This is a genomic window from Gaetbulibacter sp. PBL-D1 (genome assembly GCF_050509525.1).
Classification (GTDB): domain Bacteria; phylum Bacteroidota; class Bacteroidia; order Flavobacteriales; family Flavobacteriaceae; genus Gaetbulibacter_B; species Gaetbulibacter_B jejuensis.
This window is the reverse complement of sequence record NZ_JBNWKB010000013.1, coordinates 63316-89977: the sequence shown is the minus strand read 5'-3', so window position 1 is coordinate 89977 and position 26662 is coordinate 63316. Positions and strand designations below refer to the sequence as shown.

Genomic DNA, 26662 nt, shown 5'->3' with positions numbered 1-26662 from the left:
ATGTGCGGAATAGTTGGCTATATTGGGCACCGTGAAGCTTACCCAATAATACTTAAAGGTTTAAAACGATTAGAATATAGAGGATACGATAGTGCAGGTATTGCACTTTATGATGGCTCTGACATAAAACTTTCCAAAACAAAAGGAAAAGTTGCCGATTTAGAAGCACGTTTAGAAAAAGAAATAACTACTAATGGAAACCTTGGAATAGGTCATACTAGATGGGCAACTCATGGTATTCCTAACGATATAAACTCTCATCCACACTATTCAAATTCAGGTAACCTTGTTATTATTCATAATGGAATAATCGAAAACTATGAGTCTTTAAAAAAAGAACTTATAAAAAGAGGGTACACTTTTAAATCAGATACAGACACAGAAGTTCTTGTCAATTTGATTGAAGATGTGATGAAAAAGGAAAACACAAAACTAGGTAAAGCTGTTCAAATTGCCTTAAATCAAGTTGTAGGTGCTTATGCCATTGCTGTGTTTGACAAAAACAAACCCAACGAAATTGTCGTTGCTAGATTAGGAAGTCCATTAGCCATTGGTATTGGTGATGATGAATTTTTCATTGCTAGTGATGCTTCTCCATTTTTAGAATACACTAAAAATGCTATTTATCTTGAAGATGAAGAAATGGCAATAGTGAGAAGAGGTAAAGAAGTTAAAATCAGGAAAATTAAAGACGACTCTCCTGTTGCTCCTTACATGCAAGAGTTACAACTCAATCTTGAGCAAATAGAAAAAGGCGGTTATGATCATTTCATGCTTAAGGAAATATATGAGCAACCTAGAGCAATTTTAGATACTTTTAGAGGTCGATTAAGAACCAACGAAGCCATAATAAAAATGTCTGGTGTTGAGGATAACATGAAAAAATTCCTTAATGCTGACAGGATTATTGTTGTGGCTTGTGGCACCTCTTGGCATGCAGGATTAGTATCAGAGTACATCTTTGAAGACTTAGCAAGAATACCTGTTGAAGTTGAATATGCCTCAGAGTTTAGATATAGAAACCCAGTTATAACAGAAAAAGACTTAGTGATAGCCATTTCGCAATCAGGTGAAACCGCTGACACATTGGCCGCAATAAAACTCGCTAAATCTAAAGGTGCTTTTGTTTTTGGTGTTTGTAATGTAGTAGGCTCTTCTATAGCAAGAGAAACTGACGCTGGAGCTTATACTCATGCTGGACCAGAAATTGGTGTTGCTTCTACAAAAGCGTTCACTACACAAATTACTGTCTTAACACTTATTGCTTTGAGATTAGCTAGAGCAAAAGGAACTATTTCAAGTTCAGACTATAGACATCACTTAATCGAATTAGAACTTATTCCTGGTAAAGTGGAAAAAGTTCTAAAATCTGATGACTATGTAAAAACTATAGCCAACATTTATAAAGATGTAAAAAACTTCCTGTATTTAGGGAGAGGTTACAACTTCCCTGTTGCACTTGAAGGCGCTCTAAAGCTTAAAGAAATTTCATACATCCATGCCGAAGGTTATCCTGCAGCAGAAATGAAACATGGACCAATAGCATTAATAGATGAAAACATGCCTATTGTAGTCATTGCTACAAAAAAAGGACACTATGATAAAGTTGTAAGTAATATTCAAGAAATAAAATCTAGAAAAGGAAAAATAATTGGAATAGTTACTGAAGGTGACCAGCAAGTAAAAGAGTTAGCTGACCACGTTATTGAAGTTCCTGAAACTCTAGAGTCGTTATCTCCATTAGTTACTACAATCCCGCTTCAATTATTATCATATCATATTGCAGTAATGCTAAATAAAAATGTAGACCAACCAAGAAACTTAGCAAAGTCAGTAACTGTAGAGTAAATTTGCTCTTATTTTACTAAATATCAAATGTTAAATTCTCAGTTTAAGTGTTCAAAATTGCTAAAAACACAATTTTAACCCTTAAATATTTTCAAAATTTTACTATGCGTGCATACTTTTTTAAAAAAACGCATTAAAATTTCGTATATTTATTTATATTGCCATTAATAAATTAACTAATTCTCTATACATGAAAACAATTCTTAAGATTTTTATGCTGTTTTGTTGTGCTGTTTCCTTTGCACAAACTACCGTGAAAGGGACTGTGACTGACAATAACGGTCAACCATTACCTGGAGCAAATATAATAGTAGTAGGTACAACAACAGGTACAATTTCAGATTTTGATGGTAAATTTACCCTAACCTACAATCAAGAGCCACCATTTTCTATACAAATAAGTAGTGTTGGCTTTGAAACAGTAACAAAAGAAATAACCACAAACCCTCAAACAGTAGAAGTTATTTTAGTTGAAGGAACCTCATTAGATGAAGTTGTTATTTCAGCTTCAAGAACTCCTGAACGAATTTTCGAATCTCCTGTTACAGTTGAGCGTTTTGGATTAAAAGAAATCAAGAATACTGCTTCAGCAGATTTTTATGATGGTCTTGAAAACTTAAAAGGTGTTGACGTAAACACCAACAGTTTAACCTTTAAATCTGTTAACACTCGTGGTTTTGCAACCTTTGCAAACACAAGATTTATGCAGTTAGTAGATGGTATGGACAACTCCACACCTGCACTTAACTTCCCTATAGGTAACCTTATGGGTATGAATGAAACAGACATTCAAAGTGTTGAGCTTTTACCAGGAGCTGCTTCTGCATTATATGGAGCAAATGCTTTTAATGGTATACTATTTATGAGAAGTAAAAGCCCTTTTGACCATCAAGGTATAAGTGGATATTACAAGCAAGGTATGACATCTCAAGATGCTGCTGGAGACAATACTTATAGAGATGCAGGAATAAGAATGGCTTATAAGTTTAGCGACAAGTTTGCTGCTAAAGTAAATTTTGGTTGGTTAAAAGGAACCGATTGGGCTGCTAATAACTACAATGGTAAACCAGGAACTGGAGACACAAGAGATGCTCTAGGTTACGATGGATACAATGTTTATGGTGATGAGGTTGCAACTAACATCAGAGCTGCTTCTGGAGGATTAGGAATAATTCCAGATGTTGTTGTTAGTAGAACTGGTTATAATGAAGAAGACCTAACTGATTATAATGCTGAAAGTGTAAAGGCTGATTGGGGATTATACTATCGTCCATGGGCTAATGACTTCGAAATTCAATATGTTGGTAAAGTAGGTACTGGGTCAACAATTTACCAAGGAACTAACAGGTATTACATTAATGGGTTTACTCAGGAACAACATAAAATTGAAGTTAAAAACGATAATTTCTTTTTAAGAGGATATATTGTATCTGACAAAGCAGGTGATTCTTATGACATGGTATTTACAGGAATTAATATCAATAGAAGTTGGAAAAGTGATGAAGATTGGTTTGGGCAATACATACAAACATATGCTGCTGCAACTTTAGGTGGTGCAAATGATACTCAAGCACACGCTGCTGCTAGAGCTGCTGCTGAAACTGGAAGATTAGTACCTGGAACTCCAGAATTCCAAGCTGCATTTGATAATGTAATTACTAACCCTGATTTTGCTAGTGGATCAAAATTCCAAGATGCTTCTAAATACTATCATGTAGATGGTAATTATAACTTTAGTCACCTTTGGGATGAAATAGAAATTCAAGTTGGTGGTTCTTACAGACAATATAGCTTAAATTCATTCGGTACAATTTATACCGATTATGATGGAAATATTGACTATAACGAATATGGATTATACACTCAGTTACAAAAACAACTAGACCTTAATGAGAATTTAAAACTTAAGCTTACAGGATCTATAAGATATGACAAATCTGAATTCTTTGATGGTTTCTTATCTCCAAGACTTTCAGCTGGTTTCACTATCAATGAAAACCACAACATTAGAGGGTCATTCCAAACAGGTTTTAGAAACCCAACTACTCAAGATTTATTTATTGGATTAGATGCTGGTAGAGCAATATTAGTTGGTTCTGCTCCTGATAACTTAGATCGTTATACAAGAACATATGGCGTTAGTGCATCTGGTCAATTATTAGGTGTACCATCTACAGTTCAACAATCAGGTAGAGCTGCTTATGAAAACTCATATCTTGCAACATCTGTTCAAGCATTTGCGCAATCAGAAAACCCAGCAGACTTAGTGATTGCTAATTCTGATTTAGTAACGCCAGAAAAAGTAACTTCGTTTGAAGTAGGATATCGTGGAAAACTAAACAAAACGATTGTTGACTTAAGTGTTTATTACAACAAGTACCAAGATTTCATTTCAGGTGAAAATGTAATTGCTCCGTTATATGGTGAAGTTGGTGACAACTCTCTTTCACTAGCTGCTGTAGCAAATGGAGATTATAAAGTATATCAAACTTATACAAACTCTCCGGCAGATGTGAATGCATTTGGTGGATCTATTGGAGTTTCTACTAAAGTATTTGGTGACTTTGATTTAAGCGGTAACTATACTTATGCTAAGCAAGATTTTGATGAAGACGAATTCCCTGATTTTAGAACAAACTTTAACACACCTGAGCATAAAGTAAAAGCTAGTTTTGGTAATACCGATTTATTTAAAAACTTTGGTTTTAACTTAGCTTGGAGATGGAGTGACAACTATTACTGGCAAGCTACTTTTGGTGACGGAGAGATTCCTTCATACCATACTTTAGATGCTCAAATCAACCTTAGAGTACCTTCTTTTAAATCTACATTTAAAGCAGGAGCAACTAATATTCTAGGAGATGAATACTTTACAGCAATTGGTACTGGTAATATAGGTTCAATGTACTATGTATCTTGGACAATTAACAACTTATAATAACATGAAAAAGAATATTATGAAAGTAAAATATATATGGTTACTTGCTGTACTATTAGGATTTACAGCTTGTGAAAATGACGACGATTCATCAAATGGTGGTGGAATGGAGTTACCAGCTTTAACTGCTGGAGAAGCAGATTTTTCTAACTATGTATCAGTAGGAAATTCTTTAACTGCTGGATTTTCTGACAACGCATTGTTCATTGCATCTCAAGAAAACTCACTTCCAAATATTTTAGCAACTCAATTTGCTTTTGCTGGAGGTGGAAGTTTTACTCAACCATTAATGAATGATAATATTGGAGGTCTTATATTAGGCGGAACTCCTGTTTTTCATCCTTTAACTGGAGAGCAACTATTTAAGCCTAGATTAGTAACTACTGGTGGAGCTCCACAAGACCTAGAAGATGTTATTGGTCCTGTAACTTCAACAACTGATTTCTTACTAAACAACCCAACTGGTCCTTTTAATAATATGGGAGTTCCTGGTGCAGCTAGTTTTCACTTAATAGCTCCAGGATATGGTAACATCGCTAATTTCCCTGCTGCTGCTAACCCATATTTCATAAGAATGACAGGTGCTACTCCTGATGCAAGTGTATTAGAACTTGCAATGGCGCAATCACCAACTTTCTTTACATTATGGGCTGGTAACAATGACGTTTTAGGATATGCTACCTCTGGTGGCGATGGTTCTAGTGCAATAACTGACCAAGCCACTTTTGATTTTGCTATAAACACCCTAGTAACCACATTAACTTCTGGTGGTGCAAAAGGTGTAATGGCTAACATTCCTGATGTGACTTCAATACCACATTTTACTACAGTACCTCATAATCCATTAGACCCAACAAATGAAGATTTTGGTCCGCAAATACCATTATTAAACTCAATTTTCGGTGCTATAAACCAAATTTATGTTGCTTTAGGTCAACCTGAAAGAGCTATAGTTTTTTCTGAAACCGAAGCAAGCGCTGTAGTTATTAAAGACGAAAGCTTAGATGATATTTCAGCTCAAATTACAGGAGCACTAATGGCAAGTCCAACATTCCCTGCTTTTATAGCACAATTTGGTTTAGATGGTAGTAACCCTATTGTTGTACAGTTAGTAGCTAACCTTTTAGGGCAAACTTATGGGCAAACAAGACAAGCTACTGAAAACGACTTATTTGTTTTACCAAGTAGTTCAGTGATTGGTGAAGTAAATATGGATTATGCTGGCTTTTTAGCAGGTCAAGGTTTACCAGCCGAATTAGCGGGTCAATTTGCAATCGAAGGGATTACTTTACCTTTAGAAGACAAATGGGTACTAATCCCAACAGAGCAAGCTGAAATCGCATCTGCAACAGCTAGCTTTAACGCAACACTTGAAACTGCTGCTACATCTGCTGGTTTAGCATTTGTTGATGCTAACTCATTGATGATGCAATTAGCAAGTAGCGGATATTCTGATGGTGACTTTACACTAACTTCTGATTTAGTTACAGGTGGAGCGTTCTCATTAGATGGTGTACATCCAACATCTAGAGGTTATGCTTTACTTGCAAATGAATTTATGAAAGCAATTGATGCTACTTACGGTTCAAACTTTGAAGCTTCAGGTAATTTGGTAAACATTGGAAATTACCCAACAAATTACTCTCCTACACTTCAATAAACTATCTTAAAAAATCTTATACAAAACACCTTCAACTTGAAGGTGTTTTTTTATGCTTAAAAAGCCTGAAAAAATGATAGAGTTTTTAAATTAAAACTCATATATTTGCAGCGCGAAAACAATAGGTGTTTTCATTCAATTAAATTGCATAATATTAAACACATAAGTAATGTCAAAAGTTACAGGTAAAGTTGCACAAATAGTAGGTCCAGTTATCGATGTTGAATTCGGAGCTGGTGCTGAACTTCCAAAAATTTATGATTCGTTAGAAATTAAAAGACCTGATGGTTCTGTTCTAGTACTTGAGGTACAATCTCACATTGGTGAAGATACTGTACGTACTATTGCAATGGACTCTTCTGATGGTTTAAGTAGAGGAACAGAAGTTACTGCTACTGGTGCTCCTATTCAAATGCCAATTGGTGAAGATGTTTACGGACGTCTATTTAATGTAATTGGAGATGCTATTGATGGTATTGGAAATTTACCTAAAGCTGGTGACGCAGGTTTACCAATTCACAGACAAGCGCCAAAGTTTGAAGATTTATCAACTTCTACTGAAGTACTTTTTACAGGTATTAAAGTAATCGATCTTATTGAGCCTTATGCAAAAGGTGGTAAAATTGGATTATTTGGTGGTGCTGGTGTAGGTAAAACCGTATTAATTCAGGAGTTAATTAACAACATTGCAAAAGGACATGGTGGTCTTTCAGTATTTGCAGGTGTTGGAGAAAGAACTCGTGAAGGAAACGATTTACTTCGTGAGATGTTAGAGTCTGGTATTATTAAATATGGTGATGACTTTATGCACTCTATGGAAGATGGCGGATGGGATTTATCTAAAGTAGATAAAACTGCTATGAAAGGTTCTAAAGCTACTTTCGTATTCGGACAAATGAATGAGCCTCCTGGAGCTCGTGCTCGTGTGGCACTTTCAGGATTAACTATAGCAGAATATTTCCGTGATGGAGCTGGTGACGGTCAAGGAAAAGACGTACTTTTCTTCGTAGATAACATCTTCCGTTTTACTCAAGCTGGTTCGGAGGTATCTGCACTTTTAGGTCGTATGCCATCTGCGGTAGGTTACCAACCTACATTAGCAACAGAAATGGGTGCAATGCAAGAGCGTATTACATCAACTAAAAAAGGTTCTATTACATCTGTACAAGCGGTTTACGTACCTGCGGATGATTTAACAGATCCTGCTCCTGCAACAACGTTTGCTCACTTAGATGCAACAACGGTATTATCTCGTAAAATTGCTGAGCTTGGTATTTATCCTGCGGTAGACCCATTAGATTCTACATCAAGAATTTTAACTGCTGATATTTTAGGAAATGAGCACTATGACTGTGCACAACGTGTAAAAGAGTTATTACAACGTTATAAAGAATTACAAGACATTATCGCAATTCTTGGTATGGAAGAATTATCTGAAGAAGATAAACTTGCTGTATCTCGTGCGCGTCGTGTACAACGTTTCTTATCACAACCTTTCCACGTAGCTGAACAGTTTACTGGTATTCCTGGTGTATTAGTTGATATTAAAGAAACTATTAAAGGGTTTAACATGATTATGGATGGTGAATTAGATCACTTACCAGAAGCAGCGTTTAACCTTAAAGGAACTATCGAAGAAGCGATTGAGGCTGGTGAGAAAATGTTAGCTGAAGCTTAAAATTAGTTGGCAGTAGTCAGTCTCTATTGACTGCAAACTGCAACTGCAAACTAAAAAACTATGTATTTAGAAATTGTATCACCTGAAGCAACAATTTTTTCATCAGAAGTAGATTCTGTTGTTGTTCCTGGAGTTAATGGTGAGTTTGAAATGTTAAAAGACCACGCTCCTATCGTGTCGCTTTTAAAAGAAGGAACTATTAGAATCCACACTCACACACAAAGTCATTTAGTATTTGATGAGCTACATGCAAGTGTTGTTCCTCATAACGATAATGACAAAATACTAACTGTGAAAATTAATTCAGGAACTATTGAAATGAAAGACAATAAAGTAATTGTATTAGCTGACTAATTACATTTCTTTATTCTTAATATTAAAAAGCCAAACAATAATGTTTGGCTTTTTTTATGTAGCTTTAATTAAAATAACCATGACTCATAATTTAACCTAAACCAGTACATTTACTAATATGTATAAAAGTGAATTTATAATTAAAGAACCTAATGTACCTTGGTTTTACCGTATTGTTTTTTCACTAATTTTTACATCATTTTTTGGTCTTATGTACTTCTTTTTTAGTAGTAATATTATTCAAAGCTTAACATCTTCTGATATTATTAAAATGATTATTTTTTCTATTTTAATTTTCATAACGCTTATTTATTGCTTTACTCCAATTGTAGCACAACATTCAATACATTTTAACTTCAGTGAGCATAAAATAAAACATTCCTACGCTATAGGTATATTTAATCATAATGAAAAATGGCAAAATCTTGAAGACTTAAATTACATTTCAATGTTTAGTTCCCGAGGTAGTTACCAAGTAAACTTATGGTATGGAAACAATAAATTTTTAAACCTTTTTTTACTTGATGATTATGATTCAGTTATTGAAAAGGCCTTTATTTTTTCTGATAAATTAAACATTGATTTGTTAGACGCTCGTGAAAGAGGCAACCATAGGTGGGTAAATAAAGATGTATATAGAGAAACAAAACAGGTTAAATATCTGTGACACCCTATATTGTTTTAATCTTTAGTATACTCCAAAATATCTGAAGGCTGACAATCCAAAGCTCTACATATTGCTTCTAAAGTTGAAAACCGAATCGCTTTTGCTTTTCCTGTTTTTAATATAGAGAGGTTTGCTGTAGTGATACCTATAATTTCTGCCAGCTCGTTGCTCTTCATATTTCTTTTTTCTAGCATTACATCTAGATTGACTACTATTGGCATAATTATATAGTTAATTCGTTTTCTGTTTGCAATTCAACAGCGAGTTTATATAAAAAGGCTATTATAAATATAACTCCAGCCATAAAAAGAAATCCTGAAGCATTCCAGTTAAATGCAAAAAACACTTTTTGAGAAAGCCATATAGTATATCCATAAGCTAGTGCTGCAATTAAGCCTATACAAAATGAAACATAACTAATTTTAGTAATTGTTTTTGCAACTTTTAAATTAAACGGATTGTTGACATCTAAATGTCTAAACACTTTAATCAATAGATAGAATAAATAGGCTTTCAGTATTGCGGTAAGAATATAGAATACAATTATGCTCGAGTAATGAAACACACTAAAGTTGTACACATTTAATAAATCTAACCCAAGGTAAAGGTTCTTTGACGCAAATTCATTCACAAAAATGCTAACAATAAATGAGATTATTAATGCACCTGCCTTAATACTTAATCCTATAAAAATAATCCACGATATCACATGCATTATTTTAAAAACTTGTAATGACTTCATTCTTAAATTATCGTTTAACAATAACAAATGTATAAAAAATTATCGAAAAACAATAATTTTAACTAAAATCTAAAAAGCTATATTTATAATCAATTTAAAAACAAATATGTCATCAACCTTTAAAACAATAGCAAAATTTCAGTATTCTACAGAAGCTCAAATTATAAAAGGACGTTTAGAATCTGAAGGTATTGAAGTCTTTTTAAGTGATTATTTAACTATAGATACTGATCCTTTGGTTAGCAATGCTATTGGTGGTGTTAAGCTAAAAGTACTCGCTAAAGATGCTTTAAAAGCACAACATATTTTAGAAACCATTAATAAATATTCTATAGATGACGATGGTAACGCTATACAATGCCCTAACTGCAATAGTAGTAAAGTAATGTTGTTTTCAACTATTAAAGATTTTAAATCGTTTTTCTCTTTCTTGATAGGGTTTTTATTTAGTACTCTCCCATTTTATGCAAAAGACAAATACAGATGTGAGGAATGCAATACTGAATTTGATATAAAATAACTACTAACCTTTAATTGCCGTGTAAGACTCTTTTAAAATAGTAACGACTGCAGTTATTTCATCTTCATTTAAATGTCCGTAGCCAAACCTAATAGCGCAAATAGTTTTGCTTTGATACAGTATTGTTTTTGGCAACAATAAATCTCGCGCTTTAGTTTTTTCAGCAAGTTTAGCAAGCGATATACTAGGTTTAAAATGTAACCAAATAGCTAAGCCACCAGCAGACACTTTCCAATACAAATCATCGCTAAAATGATGTTGTAAACAAGAAATTAAATAATCGCGTCTTGCTTTATAAATGGTAATATTCTTTTTAATTAAACGATGTATCTCGCCTTCATTAATAAGTTCTGCAAGCATTTGCTTTTGAATTAAATCACCTTGCTTATCCAAAATTTGCAAGTAATTGTTCGCTTCTTTAATAATAGTTTGAGGAGCTACTATAAAACCAGCTTGAAAACTTGGGGAAAACGATTGACCCAATCGTCCTAAATAGATAACAACACCCTCAGCATCTGCACTTGCCATTGGTAACATTGCAGACCCATCAAATTGAAAATCGTAGTCAAAATCGTCTTCAATGATAGCAAAACCATAAACCTTCGCTAACTGTAACAGTTTTAAACGTCTTTCTGCAGAAAGCGTTACCGTAGTTGGATACTGCCTATGCGCACAAACATAAACGCAACGTATGCTTCCTTTAGTAAAATGTCTTTCTATAAAATCTACATCAATACCATTAGCATCAACAGGAATTGTCTTTAGCGTTGCTCCTGCTTGTTGAAAAATCATATTAGACTTGTAGTGACTTAAATCGCCTACAAGCACAATGTCATTTTTTTGAATAAGTAGTCGAGATACAATGTACAAACTCATTTCAGTACTTCTTGTACTTAAAATGTTATGCGGTTTTATATGAAACCCACGTGTAGCATTGAGGTAATTACACAATTGTATATTGAATGTTAAATGCGATTGTTCATGGGTTTGATTCCATTTAGAAATTAAAGCAGTTCGTTTCATAGAAGCACTATACCATCTTGAAAACTGATGCGTAGGATGCAACCTTAAATCTGGTTGACCATCGTTAATCACATAATTACATTGTGTTGTTTCTTCTGTAGAAGCCAAATTGAAAGACGGTTGAAACGGAAAACCTGTAGTTTCAGGATATGTTGTTAAGTGCTCAATACTTTGCGTTGTTGCTTTAATGACAGCCGTTTTTTGCTCTGGCATCAGTACAAACGTTCCTTTATTGGGTACAATATCTACCCAACCTTGCGATGCTAACTCATCATAAACAGCAACAGCTGTATTTCTATTAATAGATAATACCTCACCAAATTTTCGTGTTCCTGGAAGTGCTATTCCTTCATGTAAATAGCCTCTTTGTATAGCATTTACCATTTGCTGTGCAATTTGAATATAAACCGAAGTACTTGACGCTTTATCAAATGTAATTAAGGATTTAAGATTGCCTTCAACCGGACTACTCATTGTTTTAAAACTGGACTATTTTAATGATCCGGAAAGTTACGACTTTTGCAGCGTTAAAAACACGAAAATCATTTATATTATGAGAGCAATCTCTTTATTTACTGTACTTTTTATTTTTTCATTATCAATACAAGCTCAAGAACTAGAGGAACAAAATCTAGACTCGGTTGTAATAACTTCAACACGAATCGATGTTCCGTTTAAAGAAAACTCAAGAACCATCACTGTTATATCAAGTAAGGATATAAAAAATAGTGCAGCAACTAATGTTGCTGATTTACTTCAGCAATTTGCAGGAGTCGACATTAGACGTCGTGGTACTGGAGGCAGTCAAGCCGATTTGTACATAAGAGGTGGTGGTTTTGATCAAACCTTATTACTAATTGATGGTATAAAAATGGACGATGCTCAAACAGGTCATCACACTATGAATGCTGCACTTCCGCTAGAAGTTATTGAGCGTATTGAAATTGTTAAAGGTCCTGCTGCTAGAATATTTGGCCAAAACGCCTTTAATGGTGCCATCAATATTGTTACCAAAAATAAGTTAGACACATCAGTGTCTGTTAATGCAGAAGCAGGTTCTTTCGGTCAACTTAACGGTTCAATAACCGCTGCTAGTTCGCTTGAAAATTCTCAACACCTAGTACATGCAGGAAAAATGACTTCGGATGGATATCGCACAAATACCGATTATGATAACACCAATTTCTTTTTGAAAAGTATTTTCAATACTAAACATAAACCTATTGAAATGCTTGCTACCTTTATGGATAGAAAGTTTGGTGCTCAAAATTTTTACACCACAAACCCAACATTTTTTGAGTACGAAGAAACTCAAAATAGCCTTTTAGCATTTACAACAAAATTTGCATCAAACAAATTAAAGATACAACCAAGGGTTCACTGGAAAAGAAACCAAGACCTCTTTTTACTACGTAGAGAAGAACCTAGTTTTTACAGAAACCTTCATATTACAAACAAAATAGGAGCTGAAGCCAATGCGTCTTATACTTCAAAAGCAGGTGTTACAGGATTTGGTATCGATTTATCCCAAGTTTACATTAGCAGTAATAACCTTGGACAACGTAACCGCTTTATGGCTACAGCTTTTGTTGAACATCAATTTAAATTTGCTAATGATAAGCTAGATGTTACTCCTGGTGTTGCACTAACTTACTTTTCCGATTTTAAGTTTCATGCATTTCCTGGTTTAGATATAGGTTATGACATTTCAGACCGTTTAAAAGCTTACGGAAATATTGGATATACCTATCGTATTCCTACTTACACTGACTTGTATTATAGCGACCCTGTTACCCAAGGAAATTCTAACTTAGAACCCGAAGAAGCTTTTGCACAAGAAGTAGGTCTTAAATATACTTCAGCAAAACTTACAGCTAGCATTGCAGCGTTCAACAGAGACGCAAAAAATTTAATTGATTATTTAAGAACAGACGTGTCTGAAGACACTTTCTCAGCTACCAATGTTACCGAAGTTAATACCAAAGGACTAGAGTTTGATGCTGCCTATAACTTCAACATTAATGACTATAAACAAACATTAGGCTTTGGCTATTCATACCTAGATGATAACATTTTAGATCAAAACGAAGATTTATCACGTTACTCATTAAATACCTTGAGGCATCAATACATTACTAGGTTTAGCTCTCAATTATTTAAAAATATAAGACAAAACATAGTTTATAAATATGCCGAACGTACTACAGGACAAACTTACAATGTTTGGGATGCATCAGTTATTGTAAAAGTAAAATCTGCTGAGTTTAGTGTAACTGCAAACAACATTTTTGATGTAGATTACATTGAGTCAGGATTTGTTCCAATGCCTCCAAGCAATGTATTATTTGGGTTGCGTTATAACTTTAGATAAAAACAAGTAAACGCATTAAATGTAATTCCTGTCTATTTCAGACAGGAATTTTTTTTTTTAATTTATTTCAAAAATGTAACAAAATTAAATTGTAAACTACTGATATATTGAAAGTAGTTTTTACACCTTCCTTTTTTAGAGCTCAAAAAATATGGTTTAAAAACCGCCAAGACTAACCATCTTAAATTTATACTATTGACATTCCTAAATTTTGGATAATTCACTATCCAAAAAAGATTTCAAAAAACATCCAAGACTATGTAAGTCTATAAGGTGGCTAAACTTTGTCGAAAACTTTCAAAAATAAGATAGAATAATCTTACAATGATTGTATATTTATTAACGCATTTAAAATCTTTAAAATATGACAGAGTGGTTTTCAAATTTAGAATTTTTGCCTAAAGTATATTGGGTAGTTGCCATTATAGGTTCTGTTGTATTTTTGGCAGTAATGTTTATGGCTTTTTTAGGAGGTGATGCTGATGACTTAGGCGATATTGACACTGATATCGATAGCGACATAGGTGCAGGTTTTCAGTTTATCACATTCAAAAATTTGGTTGGGTTCTTTACTATTTTTGGCTGGAGTGGAATTGCTTGTTTAAATGCAGGATATTCTAAACCTACAACCATAATTATTTCTGTGATTAGCGGTTTACTCATGATGCTAATCATGGCTGCAATGTTTCATTTTATAAGTAAGCTTAGCGATAGCGGAACACTTAACTATAAAAATGCTATAGATGCAGTTGGTGAAGTTTACCTTACTATTGGTGCAGATCGCTCTAGTATGGGTAAAGTAAGCGTAAATGTACAAGGAACTGTGCGTGAATTAGACGCTTTAACCGACTCGTTAACCGAATTAAAATCTGGAACAATTATTAAAGTTGTAGACGTTACCTCTAACGGTATTCTTATTGTTGACCAAACTAGAAAACCAATTGAACCCTCAGTTACTGAGCGTCAAAAACTCAATAACGGTAACAACAACTTAATTGAGTAACACACTATTAATCTATCATAAAATCATAACACAATCTATTAAATCTTTAAAATGACTCAAATGAAATTTCTAACCCTTCAGGAAAGCTTCAACGTTGAAAGTTTAGGCGGTCCAATGCTACTTATTTTTGTAGCGCTATTTATAGTTTTAACCTTAGTTATCCTTATTAAGCGTTACAAACGTTGTCCATCAGATAGAATACTTGTAGTCTATGGAAAAGTTGGAGGCGGAAAATCTGCCAAATGTATTCATGGTGGAGCTGCTTTTATAGTTCCTGTAATTCAAGATTATGAATATCTCGATTTAACACCAATCTCTATTGAAGTAAACTTAGTAAACGCACTTTCTAAACAAAACATTCGTGTAAATGTACCATCGCGTTTTACCATTGGTGTTTCTACTGAACCTGGAGTAATGCAAAATGCTGCAGAACGTTTATTAGGTTTAGGCTTACAAGACATTCAAGAACTTGCTAAAGAAATTATTTTTGGTCAGTTACGTTTGGTAGTTGCTTCTATGGATATTGAAGAAATTAATTCTGATAGAGATAAATTCTTAACCAATATTTCACAGTCTGTAGAATCTGAGCTAAAAAAGGTTGGTCTTAAACTCATCAACGTAAATATTACTGATATTGTTGATGAATCAGGATACATTGAAGCTTTAGGTAAAGAAGCTGCAGCACACGCTATTAATGCTGCTCGTAAATCGGTTGCTGAGAAAAACAGAGATGGAGCTATTGGTGAAGCTAATGCAGTACAGGACGAAAAAACACAAGTTGCCGCTGCAAATGCTAAAGCTGTTGAAGGAGAAAATACAGCTAAAATTTCGGTTGCAAATTCAGATTCCTTACGTCGTCAACGTGAAGCCGAAGCTGAGCGTGTAGCAATTGCTTCAGAGAAAGTACAAGCAGCAAAGGCATTACAAGAGTCGTATGCTGCTGAGCAAGAAGCTGAAACTGCTAGAGCAGAACGTGAACGTTCATCACAAATGGCTGATGTTATTGTACCAACCGAAATTGCTAAAAAGAAAGCTGAAATTGATGCAGAAGCTGAAGCAGAACGCATTAGAAGACGTGCAAAAGGTGAGGCAGATGCTATATTGTTTAAAGCACAAGCAGAAGCAAAAGGGCTTTATGAAGTATTAACCAAACAAGCTGCAGGTTTAGATGAAATCGTAAAAGCAGCTGGTAACAACTCTAAAGACGCTGTACTTTTATTAATTGCTGATAAGTTACCAGAACTAGTAAAAACACAAGCTGAAGCCATTAAAAATATTAAGATAGATAAAGTAACTGTTTGGGAAAATGGAGGTAATAAAGGCGGAAAATCTTCAACATCTAACTTTATCTCAGGAATGTACAAAGCTGTTCCTCCTCTACAAGAAATGTTTAATATGGCAGGAATGGATTTACCTGAGTATCTTAAAGGTAAAGACAAAAAAGATCCAGAAGAGACAAAATCTCTACCTAGCAAAAAGGAAGATGATAAAAACTAAACATTGAAAAATCCGCTAAATAGCGGATTTTTTTATTAAGCACTAAACCTCTTTACAAGAAAAGATTAAAGACAACTTAACAACTGACAAAGAAGATGCTTTTGAAGTAGCTAAATATTTAGCCGAAGTCTTGCAAATTGATATTTTGGATGCAAACGAAAATGAATCTAAATGGCTGTAATTCTTTTCAGTGTAAAATTTTTCAATACACAATGTAATTCATTTCGTAACGTTTTCTTAACTTTGGCGTTCTAAATTAATAGCATTGAAATTACAACTTCAGGACATCCCTCGAGTAAAAACCATCACTAAAGAGGATTTCATAAAACACTATTACAAACCACAAAAACCTGTGGTTATAGAGCGTTTTATCGAAGATTGGCCTGCGTATTCCAAATGGAATTTAGATTATATGAAGTCGGTTGCTGGTGATAAAACCGTACCGCTTTATGACGACAGACCTGTTGATTATAAAGACGGTTTTAACGAGCCACATGCTAAAATGAAAATGCGCGACTATGTAGATTTACTTAAAAAAGAACCTACACGTTATCGTATTTTTCTTTGGAACATTTTAAAAGAAGTACCTCAACTTCAAAAAGATTTTAGCTATCCTAATTTTGGTATTCGCTTAATGAAAGGACTACCAATGTTATTTTTTGGTGGAGAAGACTCTTATACCTTTATGCATTATGATATTGATTTGGCTAATATTTTTCATTTTCATTTTGAAGGTAAAAAACAAATTATCCTTTTTGACCAAAAACAAAACAAGTATCTATATAAAGTACCTCACTCTTTAATCACAAGAGAAGATATTGATTTTTCCAATCCAGATTTCAAAAAATGGCCAGCACTACAACATGCTAAAGGCTACACTACTGAACTCAACCATGGAGAAGTCCTTTATATGCCTGAAGGCTATTGGCATTACATGAAATATGTGACCCCAGGCTTTTCTATGAGTCTAAGATCTATAGCAAAGCGTCCTAAAAATTTATCAAAAGCGCTATACAATATTTTTATTATGAGACATTTTGATAATATAATGCGTAGAATTAAAGGACAAAACTGGATAGATTGGAAAAACGAAAAAGCCATAACAAAGACCAATAACTATCTTAAGAATTTATAATATTTACAGGCTTAAAACTTTAAGACATTTTAATTATGAAAAACTTATTTTTATTTATTGCATTAATTTCATTTTCATTAGTAAATGCACAAGCATTTAAAGGAAAAGGAGACCAGAAATTTCAAGTCGGACTGAATTTGCAAGATGAAGCTACAGGAATTAATGTAAGTTACGACTATGGTTTAGGCGAAAACATCTCTATTGGTGTATCCTCTACCTATGCTTTAGGAATTGATGATCGTTTAGATGCTGGTTTTGGTGATCGCTTTGATATTAAAGGGCGTTTTAATGCTAATTTAGGTAATGTGGTAAATATTGATGAAAACTTTGATCTTTATCCTGGTTTAAACATTAGCTTAAAGAATTTTGGAGGTCATGTTGGAGCTCGATATTTTTTCACTGATGGTTTTGGAATTTTTACAGAAGCATCATTCCCTTTAGCAAAATATAGTGATGATAAATCTGACATTAGTTATTACATTCATAATCAGTTTGCTTTAAATATTGGAGCTTCATTTAATTTGTAAGTTTATTCACCATAAATTAGGATTTATCCTACATAAATAATCGTTTAATCGAAAACAAATTGCATTTCATAGGTGAGTTAATCTAAAGTTGTATAATTACTCAACGATTAACCAAATCCAAACTTAACCTATGATAATTAAATTACTTAACCTACGAGTTATACGTGTATTGACCATTGCTTTTTGCTTTGGAGTATTAACACATGCAAAAGCTTTAGCCTACACTGTTAGCGTACCTTCAATTAGTGGGTTTTCATACGAATATGAAAATGGTCCCTCAGCTGCACAATTTTTTTTAGTATCCGATGCGTTTTCATTAAGTAGACCTTACACCATTACTGCCCCAACTGGTTATGAGGTTTCTACTAATGAAAACTCAGGATATAGTTCTGAAATTACTATTCCAGGAGCATTAATTAGCTCTGGCTCCGTAATCGTTTACATTAGACTTGAAAGCGGACTAGTTATTGGAAACTATAATGGAACTATAGCAATTTCAGCCCCTGAGTTATTACCAAACCCTTCTGTTTCTGAATCTGTTTCTGTAAGTGGTGAAGTTGTTAGACACTCTACGACATGGAATGGAACTTCATGGAGCAACTCTCAACCTAACGAAAACAGTATTGTTGAGATAAATGCTGATTATATTACTAATCTTCAAGGAAACATAAACTCGTGGAGTCTTCAAGTTAATGCAGGTCATACATTATCAGTTGGTGATAACACACATGTCTCTGTAACTACTGACGTAGTAGTTGATGGAACAATAACTGTAGCTCATTATGGTGCTTTCGTGCAAGTTGAAGATACAGGTACATTTACTGTTAATGCAGGTGGTACTTCTAACGTTGTAAAGCAAACTGCACAATTAAACAACTGGTACAATTATACCTATTGGAGTTCGCCAGTTGTTGGTGAAACTGCTGGAGATGCGCTTTCATCATCTCAATATCGTTTTGTTTATAATGCACAAAATTATCTTGATGTTTTAGATGAAATTGGAAATACTGGAACATATGTTGCTGGACATGATAATATTGATGATGATGGTAACGATTGGCAAAGTATTTCTGACGCAACAGTTTTACAACCAGGAACAGGATATGCAGCAACACATACAGCAAGTGGGTTTTCATCTGGAACTTCATATCCATACACCTTTAGCGGACCATTTAACACAGGAGATATAACGACACCTATATATTACAATGGAGATAATGGAGATAACGATTGGAATATGATAGGAAATCCATATCCATCTGCAATAAGTGTTGATGCCTTTTTTACTGAAAATACAGGTGTAGTCTCTAACGCAGTTTATTTATGGTCACAAGCATCACCTCCTAGTGGTAATAACACAGGTAATGAAACGCTAAACTTTAACACCAATGATTATGCTGTTATTAACGGAAGCGGACAAATTGCAGGTGGATCAGGTATTGTACCTTGTAGGTACATCCCTTCAGGACAGAGCTTTTTTATTCAAGGTTTAGCAAACGCCAATGTAACCTTTACCAACAGCATGCGTATGGGAGACGACATTAGTAACAATCAATTTTTTAGAGATGCAGGTTCTTGTAGTCCTTCAGCCGAAAGTAGATTATGGGTTAACCTTACCAATAACAATGGTGCATTTAATCAAACTCTTGTAGCTTATGTTAATGGTGCAACTGATGGTGAAGACTCTAGTTTTTATGATGCTGAAAAAAACCTAGCAAGTGGTGCTAATGCTTATTTATATTCACTAATTAACGAAACAGATGTTCACAAACTAGCTATACAAGGTAAAGCGCCTAGTACACTTACTGAAAATGAAATAATCCCTTTAGGATTTATAGCAACTGAAGACGCTCAATTTACCATTTCAATACCTCAGCTTGAAGGAGATTTTTTAAATACACACACTATTTATTTAAGAGATAATTTTTTAAGTATAGAACATGATTTATCATCAGCTGATTATACGTTTAATGCTATAGCAGGAGAACATGATAACAGATTTGAAATAGTTTTTACTGAGAACAGTACTCTAAGTGTTTCTGAAGCTGAAATAAATGATTTTTCAATTTACAATTTAGACAGAACGAGTATTAAAGTTAAACACAAAACTCAAGACATAGCTCAAGTAAAACTTTATACTGTTTTAGGTCAAGTAGTAAATGAAACTGAAGCCAATAACAATGAAGTTGTTATTAACACTTCACAACTTTCTAAAGGCAATTATATTATGGAAACAACCCTAACAAACCATACTAGATTAACCAAAAAATTCATAAAGCAGTTTTAAATTTCACCTTTGGTTTTAAAAAAGTCCTTGTTGTATTTACTCAAGGGCTTTTTTATATCAGTTCATTAACCTTATCATATACTAAATGAGTTTCCCAACCTCTATACAGTAAATAATCTGCTAGTTTTTTTCTTTTCTTTTGAAGATTAGATTCCTTTATTTGTGCTACTTTTTTTTCGGCAAGTTGGTTAAAGGCTTCTAGATATTCAGCATCAGAAATTTCTTTGAACGCTAACTTGATATTATAAGCACTAATTTCCCGTCTTTTAAGCTCTAACTCTAAGCGCTTACGACCCCATTTTTTTATTCTAAACTTCCCTAAAACAAACGTCTTTGTAAAACGCTCTTCGTTTAAAAAATTATGCTCAAGTAAATGCACAATAATTTTGTCTCTTGCCTCAGGAATCATTCGCATTGCATATAACTTTTTGGTCACTTCTTGATGACAACGTTCTTGATATGCACAATACTGTTCCATTCGCTTTTGCGCTTCATCTAAAGTATATGTTTTTGGTCGATGCATAGTGCAAAAATAGTAACAATTTGTTAATAAAACCGAAAACTCAACCCCTTGAAAATTAAGTAATTTGGCTTATATTTACCGTTTGTATTTTTAGCGTTATATAATTTTCCCTTTATGAAAAAGAAATACTCCCTCGTATTAATAGCATTTTTATGCCTAACCGCAACTGGGTTTGGGCAAGTGACAGATTTAATTATTTCAGAATATGGAGAAGGTACTCCTGGGAGTGCTAAATATGTGGAAATATATAATGGCACTGGTGGTACTGTAAATCTTTCGAACTATCAATTATGGAAAATTACCAATGGTGGCTCATGGAATGAAGGCACATACAATTTTACTACTTCAACGCTAGCAGATGGAGCTACAATCGTAATAGCTAATAATTCAACAAACACACCTGGAGCGGATGAATACAATTCAGGATTTTGTTCTTGGAATGGAGATGATGCTGTTGGACTCGCTAAATCAGGGACGTTAATAGATGTAGTTGGAACTGATGGAGCAGATCCAGGTACTGGTTGGGCAGTTGCTGGCACAAATAATGCTACTGTTGATCATACTTTAACAAGAAAATCAACTGTCTGTGGCCCAAACACAAATTGGTCAATATCTGCTGGAACAAATACAACTAATTCAGAATGGATCCTAACAACTTATGGTAATGGAGCTGCTAATTCTGGACATACATCATCTTGTGCTTCAACCTCAGACCTTGCCATTTCAGGTGCTGCTACAGATCATGGCTCATCTTGTTTAAATACATCTGCTTCAACACTACAGTATACAATAACCAATAATGGTGCTGTGCCTGCTGTTGATGTTAATGTGGTTTCAGATGACCCTCAGTTTGTAGTAAGCAATTTATCTTCGACTACTATTGCTCCTTCTGGTACAGCTACCTATGATGTTACATTTACTCCTACTGCTGTTGGAGCGCAAACAGCTACTTTAACAATAAGTAGCACAACAATAACCGATGATGCTACAAGCATTTTAACTGGTACAGGAATTACTGCTCCTAATATCACTACACAACCAACCAATCAAAATGAAATAATACCAAATACAGCAACATTCTCTGTTGCTTCTAGTAATGCTACAACATACCAATGGGAAGTTAACTCTGGTTCGGGTTGGAACAATGTAACAGGTGGTACTGGAGCTACAACTAACACCTATACTACTGGAACTACAAACGCGACAATGGATGGTAATCTTTACAGATGTGTATTAAGTAATACTTGTGGTTCAACAACATCAAACAGTGCTACTTTAAATCTTTCTAATCCTAATCCAAATAACGTAACTGGCATTTCAGGTTGTTTTGAAGATAATAGTGTTATTTTAAATTGGACACTTCCAACTGGAATCACTCCAACAGGTTATGTTGTTTTTGCAATCGACGGTGGAACCGATCCTGCTGGAACCAAAACAGATGCTAACACTTATACTGCTAATTCAGATTTTTCATTAGCTACTCCTGTAACACCTGCTTCATTAGGTCGCGTCGTTTATAAAGGTAATGCTACATCTGCTACTATTACAGGATTAACTGAGAATAATAATTATTCGTTTACAGTATATTCTTATGTTGGCGAATCACTTACTGGATGGGCAAGTGGAGACACAGGTGGAAGTACTGTTACCAATGGTATTGCTCAGGGAGATATTAGCAACCTAACTGCTACACCTCTTACTAACCAAGTCAATTTAAGTTGGAATAATCCAACACCTACTTCTTGTTGGGATCAATTAATAATAGTAGCTAACCAAGGTTCAGTTACCTTTACTCCAACAGGTGATGGCTCAGCTTATTCAGGAGCTGACAATGATGTTTATACTACACCTAATCAGCTTGTTTACGAAACAACAGCAAATGTTACCAATAAATCAGTTACTGGTTTAGTTAATGGCTTAAATTATTGCTTTAAAGTTTTTATAAGAAGAGGCACAACATGGTCTGAAGGAGTAGAAGTTTGTTCAGTACCTACATTAACATATTGTAGTTCTGATGGTGGAACTAATGCGTCTGGTATTTTAAATGTTAATCTAAACACTATTGATAACTCAACTGTTTCTACTAATAGTTATTCAGATTACACAGCAATTACAACCAATTTGACTTTAGGTGATAGTTATAATTTAAGTGTTAATGTTAATACTTCTGGCAATCATACGTCTTATGTAAAAGTTTGGATAGATTGGAATCAGGACGGAACTTTTAATAATTCCGGAAACGAAGCATTTGAATTAGGAACAACCACCAATAGTGCAAACGCCCAACCATCTTTATCTCCTTTATCTATTACCGTTCCTACAAACGCTGCACTTGGAAATATAAGAATGAGAGTAAGTGCAAAATCAGATGATGGAGAATCTTATGCTACACCTTGTGAATATTTTAGTTTTGGTGAAGTTGAAGATTACACCATTAATGTTATTCAACCAACAAATGCTGAAATAAATGTAAAAGGTAATAATATTACTATACCAAACGGCTTTAACGCTCCTTATGGCTTAAACAACACATTATTTGGCTCAACAAATGTAGGGTCAACTAGTGCTGAAAAAAGCTATTTTGTAGAAAATATTGGAGCAACTGCTTTAAACCTTACTGGAGCACCTATCGTTGAAATTACAGGTGCAAACGCTAGTGATTTTACAGTAACCCTACAACCTAATACCTCTATAGCATCATCTTCTGATTCTGAATTTAGAATAGAATTTTCTCCTACTGCTGATGGAACAAGAACAGCTACTGTAAACATAGTTAATTCTGATAGCGACGAGAACCCTTATACTTTTGATATTGAAGGCACAGGAGTATGCACAGCAACTTTAGTTAGTTCTATTTGGCCAATTGAAGGCCCTGAAAATACTGAAGTGACCATCACTTCTGCTGAAGATTTAACTGGAGCTTACGCTGAATTAAATGGCTTACTTATGACGACAGTTTCTTCAACTTCTACTGAGCTTGTTGTTTTAGTACCTGCTGGTGCAGCATCAGGAAATTTAGTTGTTCAGTTTCCAACTGGCTGTTCCTCTACAAATTCTTTTACTTTTATTGATAATGCAATTAGTGGTTGTGAAACTGCGCTATCATCAACAATTCCAAATGATTTATTTATAAGCGAGGTTACCGATGCAACAAGTGGAAGTTCATCCTATGTTGAGATTTTTAATGGTACATCAGGCACAATAAATTTATCAGATTATAGTATAAATGTATACAATAATGGTAATGCAAGTCCTTCTAGTTCAAACGCATTATCTGGCAATCTAGCATCTGGCAGCGTTTATGTTGTAGCGCTTGGGACAACATCTTGTAGTCCATTAAATAATTTGAGTGTGAGCCCTAACCAAACTTTTAGTACATCAAGTGGAATTAATTTTGACAATAATAGCTCTGATATGATTGCACTTTACAAAATTTCAACAACTTCTATTATTGATGCCTTTGGAGTTTATGGAAGTGGCACATGGGCTAATGGACTAGGTATTGGCGGTGATGGTGTTAATTTTAGAAGACAAAACAATGCTACACCATTGCCCTCTAGCACATTTGACATTAATGATTGGGATATGATTGACTGGACTGGTTGTTCTGATTCTGATTATGTAGACATTGGGCTATTTGATTTTTCTTTAGGAATCCCACCAACAGTTTCTGTATTAAACACACCTACTTTTGACTGTAATAACTCCATTCAACTTACAGTAAATGGCTCTGAAGGTGTTGCAGGAGGTCTGCCTTTAAGTTATCAATGGTACTACCTTGCACCAAACGCTACTACTTTTGTTGTTGTTCCTAATAATGTCGATTTTAATAATGATTCAACATCAGCAACACTAGATATAATTAACCCAATTACTTATATTGATTATCAATTCTATTGTCAAGTTAGGGAAAATTCTAGCACTTGTTATACAGCTAGTAATGCTGTTAAAATAAGTGCTGAAACAGCAATTTGGGACGGGACGAACTGGTCATCTGCTCCAGCTTCTAATAAGACTGCAATTTTAAATGCCGATTATAACACTAGTGTAAATGTTAATGGAGAAACAAGCTTTGAGGCTTGTAATTTAATCATTAATGATGCAGAACTTATTATTGCCGATGTTAACAATGGTGGTATTAACACGTATGTAGAAGTTGGTAATGACCTTATACTAAATGGTACCGCTTCAATATTGGTTCATCCTCAAGGTGCTTTTGTACAAATTAATGATGATGGTTTAGTAACTGCCGATAATCCTGACAATATTCAAGTTAATAAGAGAACTGCAATGATGGATAACTGGTATGAATACACCTACTGGAGTTCTCCTGTTTTTGAAGAAACTATTGGAGACGCTTTAGTAGATGCATCAAGCAACAGGCGTTTTAAATTTAGTGCCCAAGACTATAGAGATTCTAATCAAGAAATTAACAATACTAACACATTTATAATTGGTCAAGACAATATAGATGATCCAAGCTCATTTGCTGATGGTACAGGGTACGATTGGCAACAAACAAACAATAGTGATTTTATGACTCCTGGTGTTGGGTACGCTTCAACTCACGATTCTGGCTTATTTAGTGCACTTCCTTGTAATAATGGTCCTAACTGTCAATTTACTTATTCTTTTAGAGGTCTTTTTAATAATGGTGTTATTGAAGTTTGGATGTATAGAAATGATGAGGAAACCAACGATAATAACTGGAATTTACTTGGAAACCCATATCCTTCTGCCATAAGTGCTGATGCATTTTTAAATTACAATGCAGATATAGGCACTGCCACTAACAGAGTTGTTGATGGAGCTATTTACTTATGGTCACAAAACACTCCTCCTGATGGCAATACAAGCGGTAATGAGCAGCTAAACTTTTCTCAAAGTGATTATGCTATCATTAATGGTGTAGGAGAAACAGCTACTAGTGCTGGTGGAGATGGCAGTGACCCAACAAATAGAATGATTCCTTCGGGTCAAGCATTTTTTATTGCAATGTCTGATACTGCTCCTACTACTGAGTATGTTTCAAACCCAACAGCACAAGCTGGAGATATACAAAGAAAACGTGTTGTTTTTAATAATTCAATGCGTGTAAGAGGAACCAACGATAACTCTCAATTCTTTAGACAAAACACAACTAACACACTTAATAAATTATGGTTAGATCTAACAACTGATAATGGAGTGTTTAATCAAATTTTAGTAGGTTATGTCGACAACGCAACTAACAGTTTGGATAAAATGTATTTTGATGCTCCTATGGCTTCACCAAACGTTAATGCTGTGATGTATTCAATTATTGAAGGTTCTGATAAAAAGTACACCATTCAAGGAAGAGCGCCAGAGAGTTTAACCTTAAACGAAGTAATTCCTTTAGGATTTAGTACATTAATAAATACACCTACAATTTATACCTTAACTATCTCAAAACTAGAAGGTGAGTTTTTAACCACTAATACTATTTATGTAAAAGATAAATTATTAAATATCACTCACAACCTATCAGAAACTGATTATACTTTTACATCTGAAGCTGGTGAGTTTAATGAGCGTTTTGAAATTGTATTTATGCCAGAAGCGCTATCAATTGACGATAAAGATATTAGCCCTAAAGATTTAACAATCATTGAGCTTAACGATAATGATGTTAAATTCACTATAGGTGCAAATATTACTATTGAACATGTTGAAATTATTGATCTTTTAGGAAGAACGCTATACAACTTTAATGGTAATAGCAATTCAGAAATTTATAACCTTTCGGCTTTAAGTCAAGCCACCTATTTGGCTAAAGTAACATTGTCAAACGGACAAGTAATTACTAAGAAAGCAGTGAAACGAAAATAAAATAATCATCACACAAAAAAGCCTCCTAAGTTGGAGGCT

18 protein-coding genes are annotated in these 26662 nt (G+C 34.2%); 14 read left to right on the top strand and 4 right to left on the bottom strand.

Translation table 11 applies throughout. The features are described from left to right. From glmS to ACQ0RB_RS11855, 6 genes are all read left to right on the top strand, one after another. Complete coding sequence (gene glmS, locus ACQ0RB_RS11880; protein ID WP_430498680.1) at positions 1-1848, top strand: glutamine--fructose-6-phosphate transaminase (isomerizing); 1848 nt, start codon at positions 1-3, stop codon at positions 1846-1848. Positions 1849-2038: 190 nt separating this feature from the next. Next, the gene (locus ACQ0RB_RS11875) at positions 2039-4786 is read left to right on the top strand and encodes a TonB-dependent receptor (RefSeq protein WP_430498678.1); all 2748 of its coding nucleotides are present in this window, start codon (positions 2039-2041) and stop codon (positions 4784-4786) included. A gap of 4 nt (positions 4787-4790) precedes the next feature. Next, positions 4791-6446 carry a G-D-S-L family lipolytic protein gene (locus ACQ0RB_RS11870; RefSeq protein WP_238155762.1) on the top strand — a complete coding sequence of 552 codons (1656 nt, stop codon included), beginning with the start codon at positions 4791-4793 and terminating at the stop codon, positions 6444-6446. Positions 6447-6615: 169 nt separating this feature from the next. Further along, a complete protein-coding gene (gene atpD, locus ACQ0RB_RS11865; protein ID WP_134198453.1) occupies positions 6616-8124 on the top strand; it encodes a F0F1 ATP synthase subunit beta in 1509 nt (502 codons plus the stop codon). Positions 8125-8184: 60 nt separating this feature from the next. Continuing rightward, the gene (locus ACQ0RB_RS11860) at positions 8185-8478 is read left to right on the top strand and encodes a F0F1 ATP synthase subunit epsilon (RefSeq protein WP_129759603.1); all 294 of its coding nucleotides are present in this window, start codon (positions 8185-8187) and stop codon (positions 8476-8478) included. Between the two features lie 118 nt (positions 8479-8596). Further along, entirely contained in the window at positions 8597-9145 is a 549-nt protein-coding gene (locus tag ACQ0RB_RS11855) for a hypothetical protein (protein WP_134198452.1), read from the top strand. Between the two features lie 14 nt (positions 9146-9159). Here ACQ0RB_RS11855 and ACQ0RB_RS11850 read toward each other — a convergent pair whose 3' ends face one another. Both ACQ0RB_RS11850 and ACQ0RB_RS11845 read right to left on the bottom strand, forming a co-directional pair. Continuing rightward, positions 9160-9366, bottom strand: coding sequence for a helix-turn-helix domain-containing protein (locus ACQ0RB_RS11850; RefSeq protein WP_430498675.1), 207 nt, complete (start codon positions 9364-9366; stop codon positions 9160-9162). A gap of 2 nt (positions 9367-9368) precedes the next feature. Next, the gene (locus tag ACQ0RB_RS11845; protein ID WP_430498673.1) at positions 9369-9887 is read right to left on the bottom strand and encodes a DUF2975 domain-containing protein; all 519 of its coding nucleotides are present in this window, start codon (positions 9885-9887) and stop codon (positions 9369-9371) included. A 106-nt stretch (positions 9888-9993) separates the two neighbouring features. On the opposite strand from ACQ0RB_RS11845, the gene ACQ0RB_RS11840 reads away from it, so the two are divergent. Continuing rightward, positions 9994-10407, top strand: coding sequence for a DUF2007 domain-containing protein (locus ACQ0RB_RS11840; protein ID WP_430498671.1), 414 nt, complete (start codon positions 9994-9996; stop codon positions 10405-10407). Positions 10408-10410: 3 nt separating this feature from the next. On the opposite strand, the gene ACQ0RB_RS11835 is transcribed toward ACQ0RB_RS11840, so the two are convergent. Beyond that, the gene (locus tag ACQ0RB_RS11835; RefSeq protein WP_430498669.1) at positions 10411-11904 is read right to left on the bottom strand and encodes a PLP-dependent aminotransferase family protein; all 1494 of its coding nucleotides are present in this window, start codon (positions 11902-11904) and stop codon (positions 10411-10413) included. A gap of 79 nt (positions 11905-11983) precedes the next feature. Here ACQ0RB_RS11835 and ACQ0RB_RS11830 point away from each other — a divergent pair, with 79 nt between their 5' ends. The 6 genes from ACQ0RB_RS11830 to ACQ0RB_RS11805 all read left to right on the top strand — a co-directional run bounded on the left by ACQ0RB_RS11830 (position 11984) and on the right by ACQ0RB_RS11805 (position 20250). Further along, complete coding sequence (locus ACQ0RB_RS11830) at positions 11984-13801, top strand: TonB-dependent receptor plug domain-containing protein (protein ID WP_430498667.1); 1818 nt, start codon at positions 11984-11986, stop codon at positions 13799-13801. A 364-nt stretch (positions 13802-14165) separates the two neighbouring features. Continuing rightward, positions 14166-14804, top strand: coding sequence for a hypothetical protein (locus tag ACQ0RB_RS11825; RefSeq protein WP_430498665.1), 639 nt, complete (start codon positions 14166-14168; stop codon positions 14802-14804). Positions 14805-14864: 60 nt separating this feature from the next. Next, complete coding sequence (locus ACQ0RB_RS11820; protein ID WP_430498664.1) at positions 14865-16301, top strand: flotillin family protein; 1437 nt, start codon at positions 14865-14867, stop codon at positions 16299-16301. Positions 16302-16566: 265 nt separating this feature from the next. Beyond that, positions 16567-17436 (top strand): cupin-like domain-containing protein, encoded by an 870-nt coding sequence (locus ACQ0RB_RS11815; protein WP_430498662.1) that lies wholly within the window; start codon positions 16567-16569, stop codon positions 17434-17436. Between the two features lie 35 nt (positions 17437-17471). After that, positions 17472-17963 (top strand): DUF6646 family protein, encoded by a 492-nt coding sequence (locus tag ACQ0RB_RS11810; RefSeq protein ID WP_343795589.1) that lies wholly within the window; start codon positions 17472-17474, stop codon positions 17961-17963. Positions 17964-18093: 130 nt separating this feature from the next. Continuing rightward, entirely contained in the window at positions 18094-20250 is a 2157-nt protein-coding gene (locus tag ACQ0RB_RS11805) for a T9SS type A sorting domain-containing protein (protein WP_430498660.1), read from the top strand. 52 nt (positions 20251-20302) lie between these two features. Here the strand turns inward: ACQ0RB_RS11805 and ACQ0RB_RS11800 are convergent, their stop codons facing one another. Further along, positions 20303-20773, bottom strand: a complete 471-nt coding sequence (locus ACQ0RB_RS11800) for a regulatory protein RecX (protein ID WP_430498658.1) — start codon at positions 20771-20773, stop codon at positions 20303-20305. 114 nt (positions 20774-20887) lie between these two features. On the opposite strand from ACQ0RB_RS11800, the gene ACQ0RB_RS11795 reads away from it, so the two are divergent. After that, positions 20888-26623 carry a lamin tail domain-containing protein gene (locus ACQ0RB_RS11795; protein ID WP_430498656.1) on the top strand — a complete coding sequence of 1912 codons (5736 nt, stop codon included), beginning with the start codon at positions 20888-20890 and terminating at the stop codon, positions 26621-26623. Positions 26624-26662 lie beyond the last annotated feature (39 nt).

What these genes read in the sequence shown, in the direction of transcription:
- ACQ0RB_RS11800 (WP_430498658.1), bottom strand. Translation starts at nt 20,773, where the DNA reads ATGCATCGACCAAAAACATATACTTTAGATGAAGCGCAAAAGCGAATG.
- ACQ0RB_RS11870 (WP_238155762.1), top strand. Translation starts at nt 4,791, where the DNA reads ATGAAAAAGAATATTATGAAAGTAAAATATATATGGTTACTTGCTGTA.
- ACQ0RB_RS11845 (WP_430498673.1), bottom strand. Translation starts at nt 9,887, where the DNA reads ATGAAGTCATTACAAGTTTTTAAAATAATGCATGTGATATCGTGGATT.
- ACQ0RB_RS11820 (WP_430498664.1), top strand. Translation starts at nt 14,865, where the DNA reads ATGAAATTTCTAACCCTTCAGGAAAGCTTCAACGTTGAAAGTTTAGGC.
- ACQ0RB_RS11850 (WP_430498675.1), bottom strand. Translation starts at nt 9,366, where the DNA reads ATGCCAATAGTAGTCAATCTAGATGTAATGCTAGAAAAAAGAAATATG.
- ACQ0RB_RS11855 (WP_134198452.1), top strand. Translation starts at nt 8,597, where the DNA reads ATGTATAAAAGTGAATTTATAATTAAAGAACCTAATGTACCTTGGTTT.
- ACQ0RB_RS11875 (WP_430498678.1), top strand. Translation starts at nt 2,039, where the DNA reads ATGAAAACAATTCTTAAGATTTTTATGCTGTTTTGTTGTGCTGTTTCC.
- ACQ0RB_RS11835 (WP_430498669.1), bottom strand. Translation starts at nt 11,904, where the DNA reads ATGAGTAGTCCGGTTGAAGGCAATCTTAAATCCTTAATTACATTTGAT.
- atpD (WP_134198453.1), top strand. Translation starts at nt 6,616, where the DNA reads ATGTCAAAAGTTACAGGTAAAGTTGCACAAATAGTAGGTCCAGTTATC.
- ACQ0RB_RS11840 (WP_430498671.1), top strand. Translation starts at nt 9,994, where the DNA reads ATGTCATCAACCTTTAAAACAATAGCAAAATTTCAGTATTCTACAGAA.
- ACQ0RB_RS11825 (WP_430498665.1), top strand. Translation starts at nt 14,166, where the DNA reads ATGACAGAGTGGTTTTCAAATTTAGAATTTTTGCCTAAAGTATATTGG.
- ACQ0RB_RS11830 (WP_430498667.1), top strand. Translation starts at nt 11,984, where the DNA reads ATGAGAGCAATCTCTTTATTTACTGTACTTTTTATTTTTTCATTATCA.
- glmS (WP_430498680.1), top strand. Translation starts at nt 1, where the DNA reads ATGTGCGGAATAGTTGGCTATATTGGGCACCGTGAAGCTTACCCAATA.
- ACQ0RB_RS11810 (WP_343795589.1), top strand. Translation starts at nt 17,472, where the DNA reads ATGAAAAACTTATTTTTATTTATTGCATTAATTTCATTTTCATTAGTA.
- ACQ0RB_RS11860 (WP_129759603.1), top strand. Translation starts at nt 8,185, where the DNA reads ATGTATTTAGAAATTGTATCACCTGAAGCAACAATTTTTTCATCAGAA.
- ACQ0RB_RS11805 (WP_430498660.1), top strand. Translation starts at nt 18,094, where the DNA reads ATGATAATTAAATTACTTAACCTACGAGTTATACGTGTATTGACCATT.
- ACQ0RB_RS11795 (WP_430498656.1), top strand. Translation starts at nt 20,888, where the DNA reads ATGAAAAAGAAATACTCCCTCGTATTAATAGCATTTTTATGCCTAACC.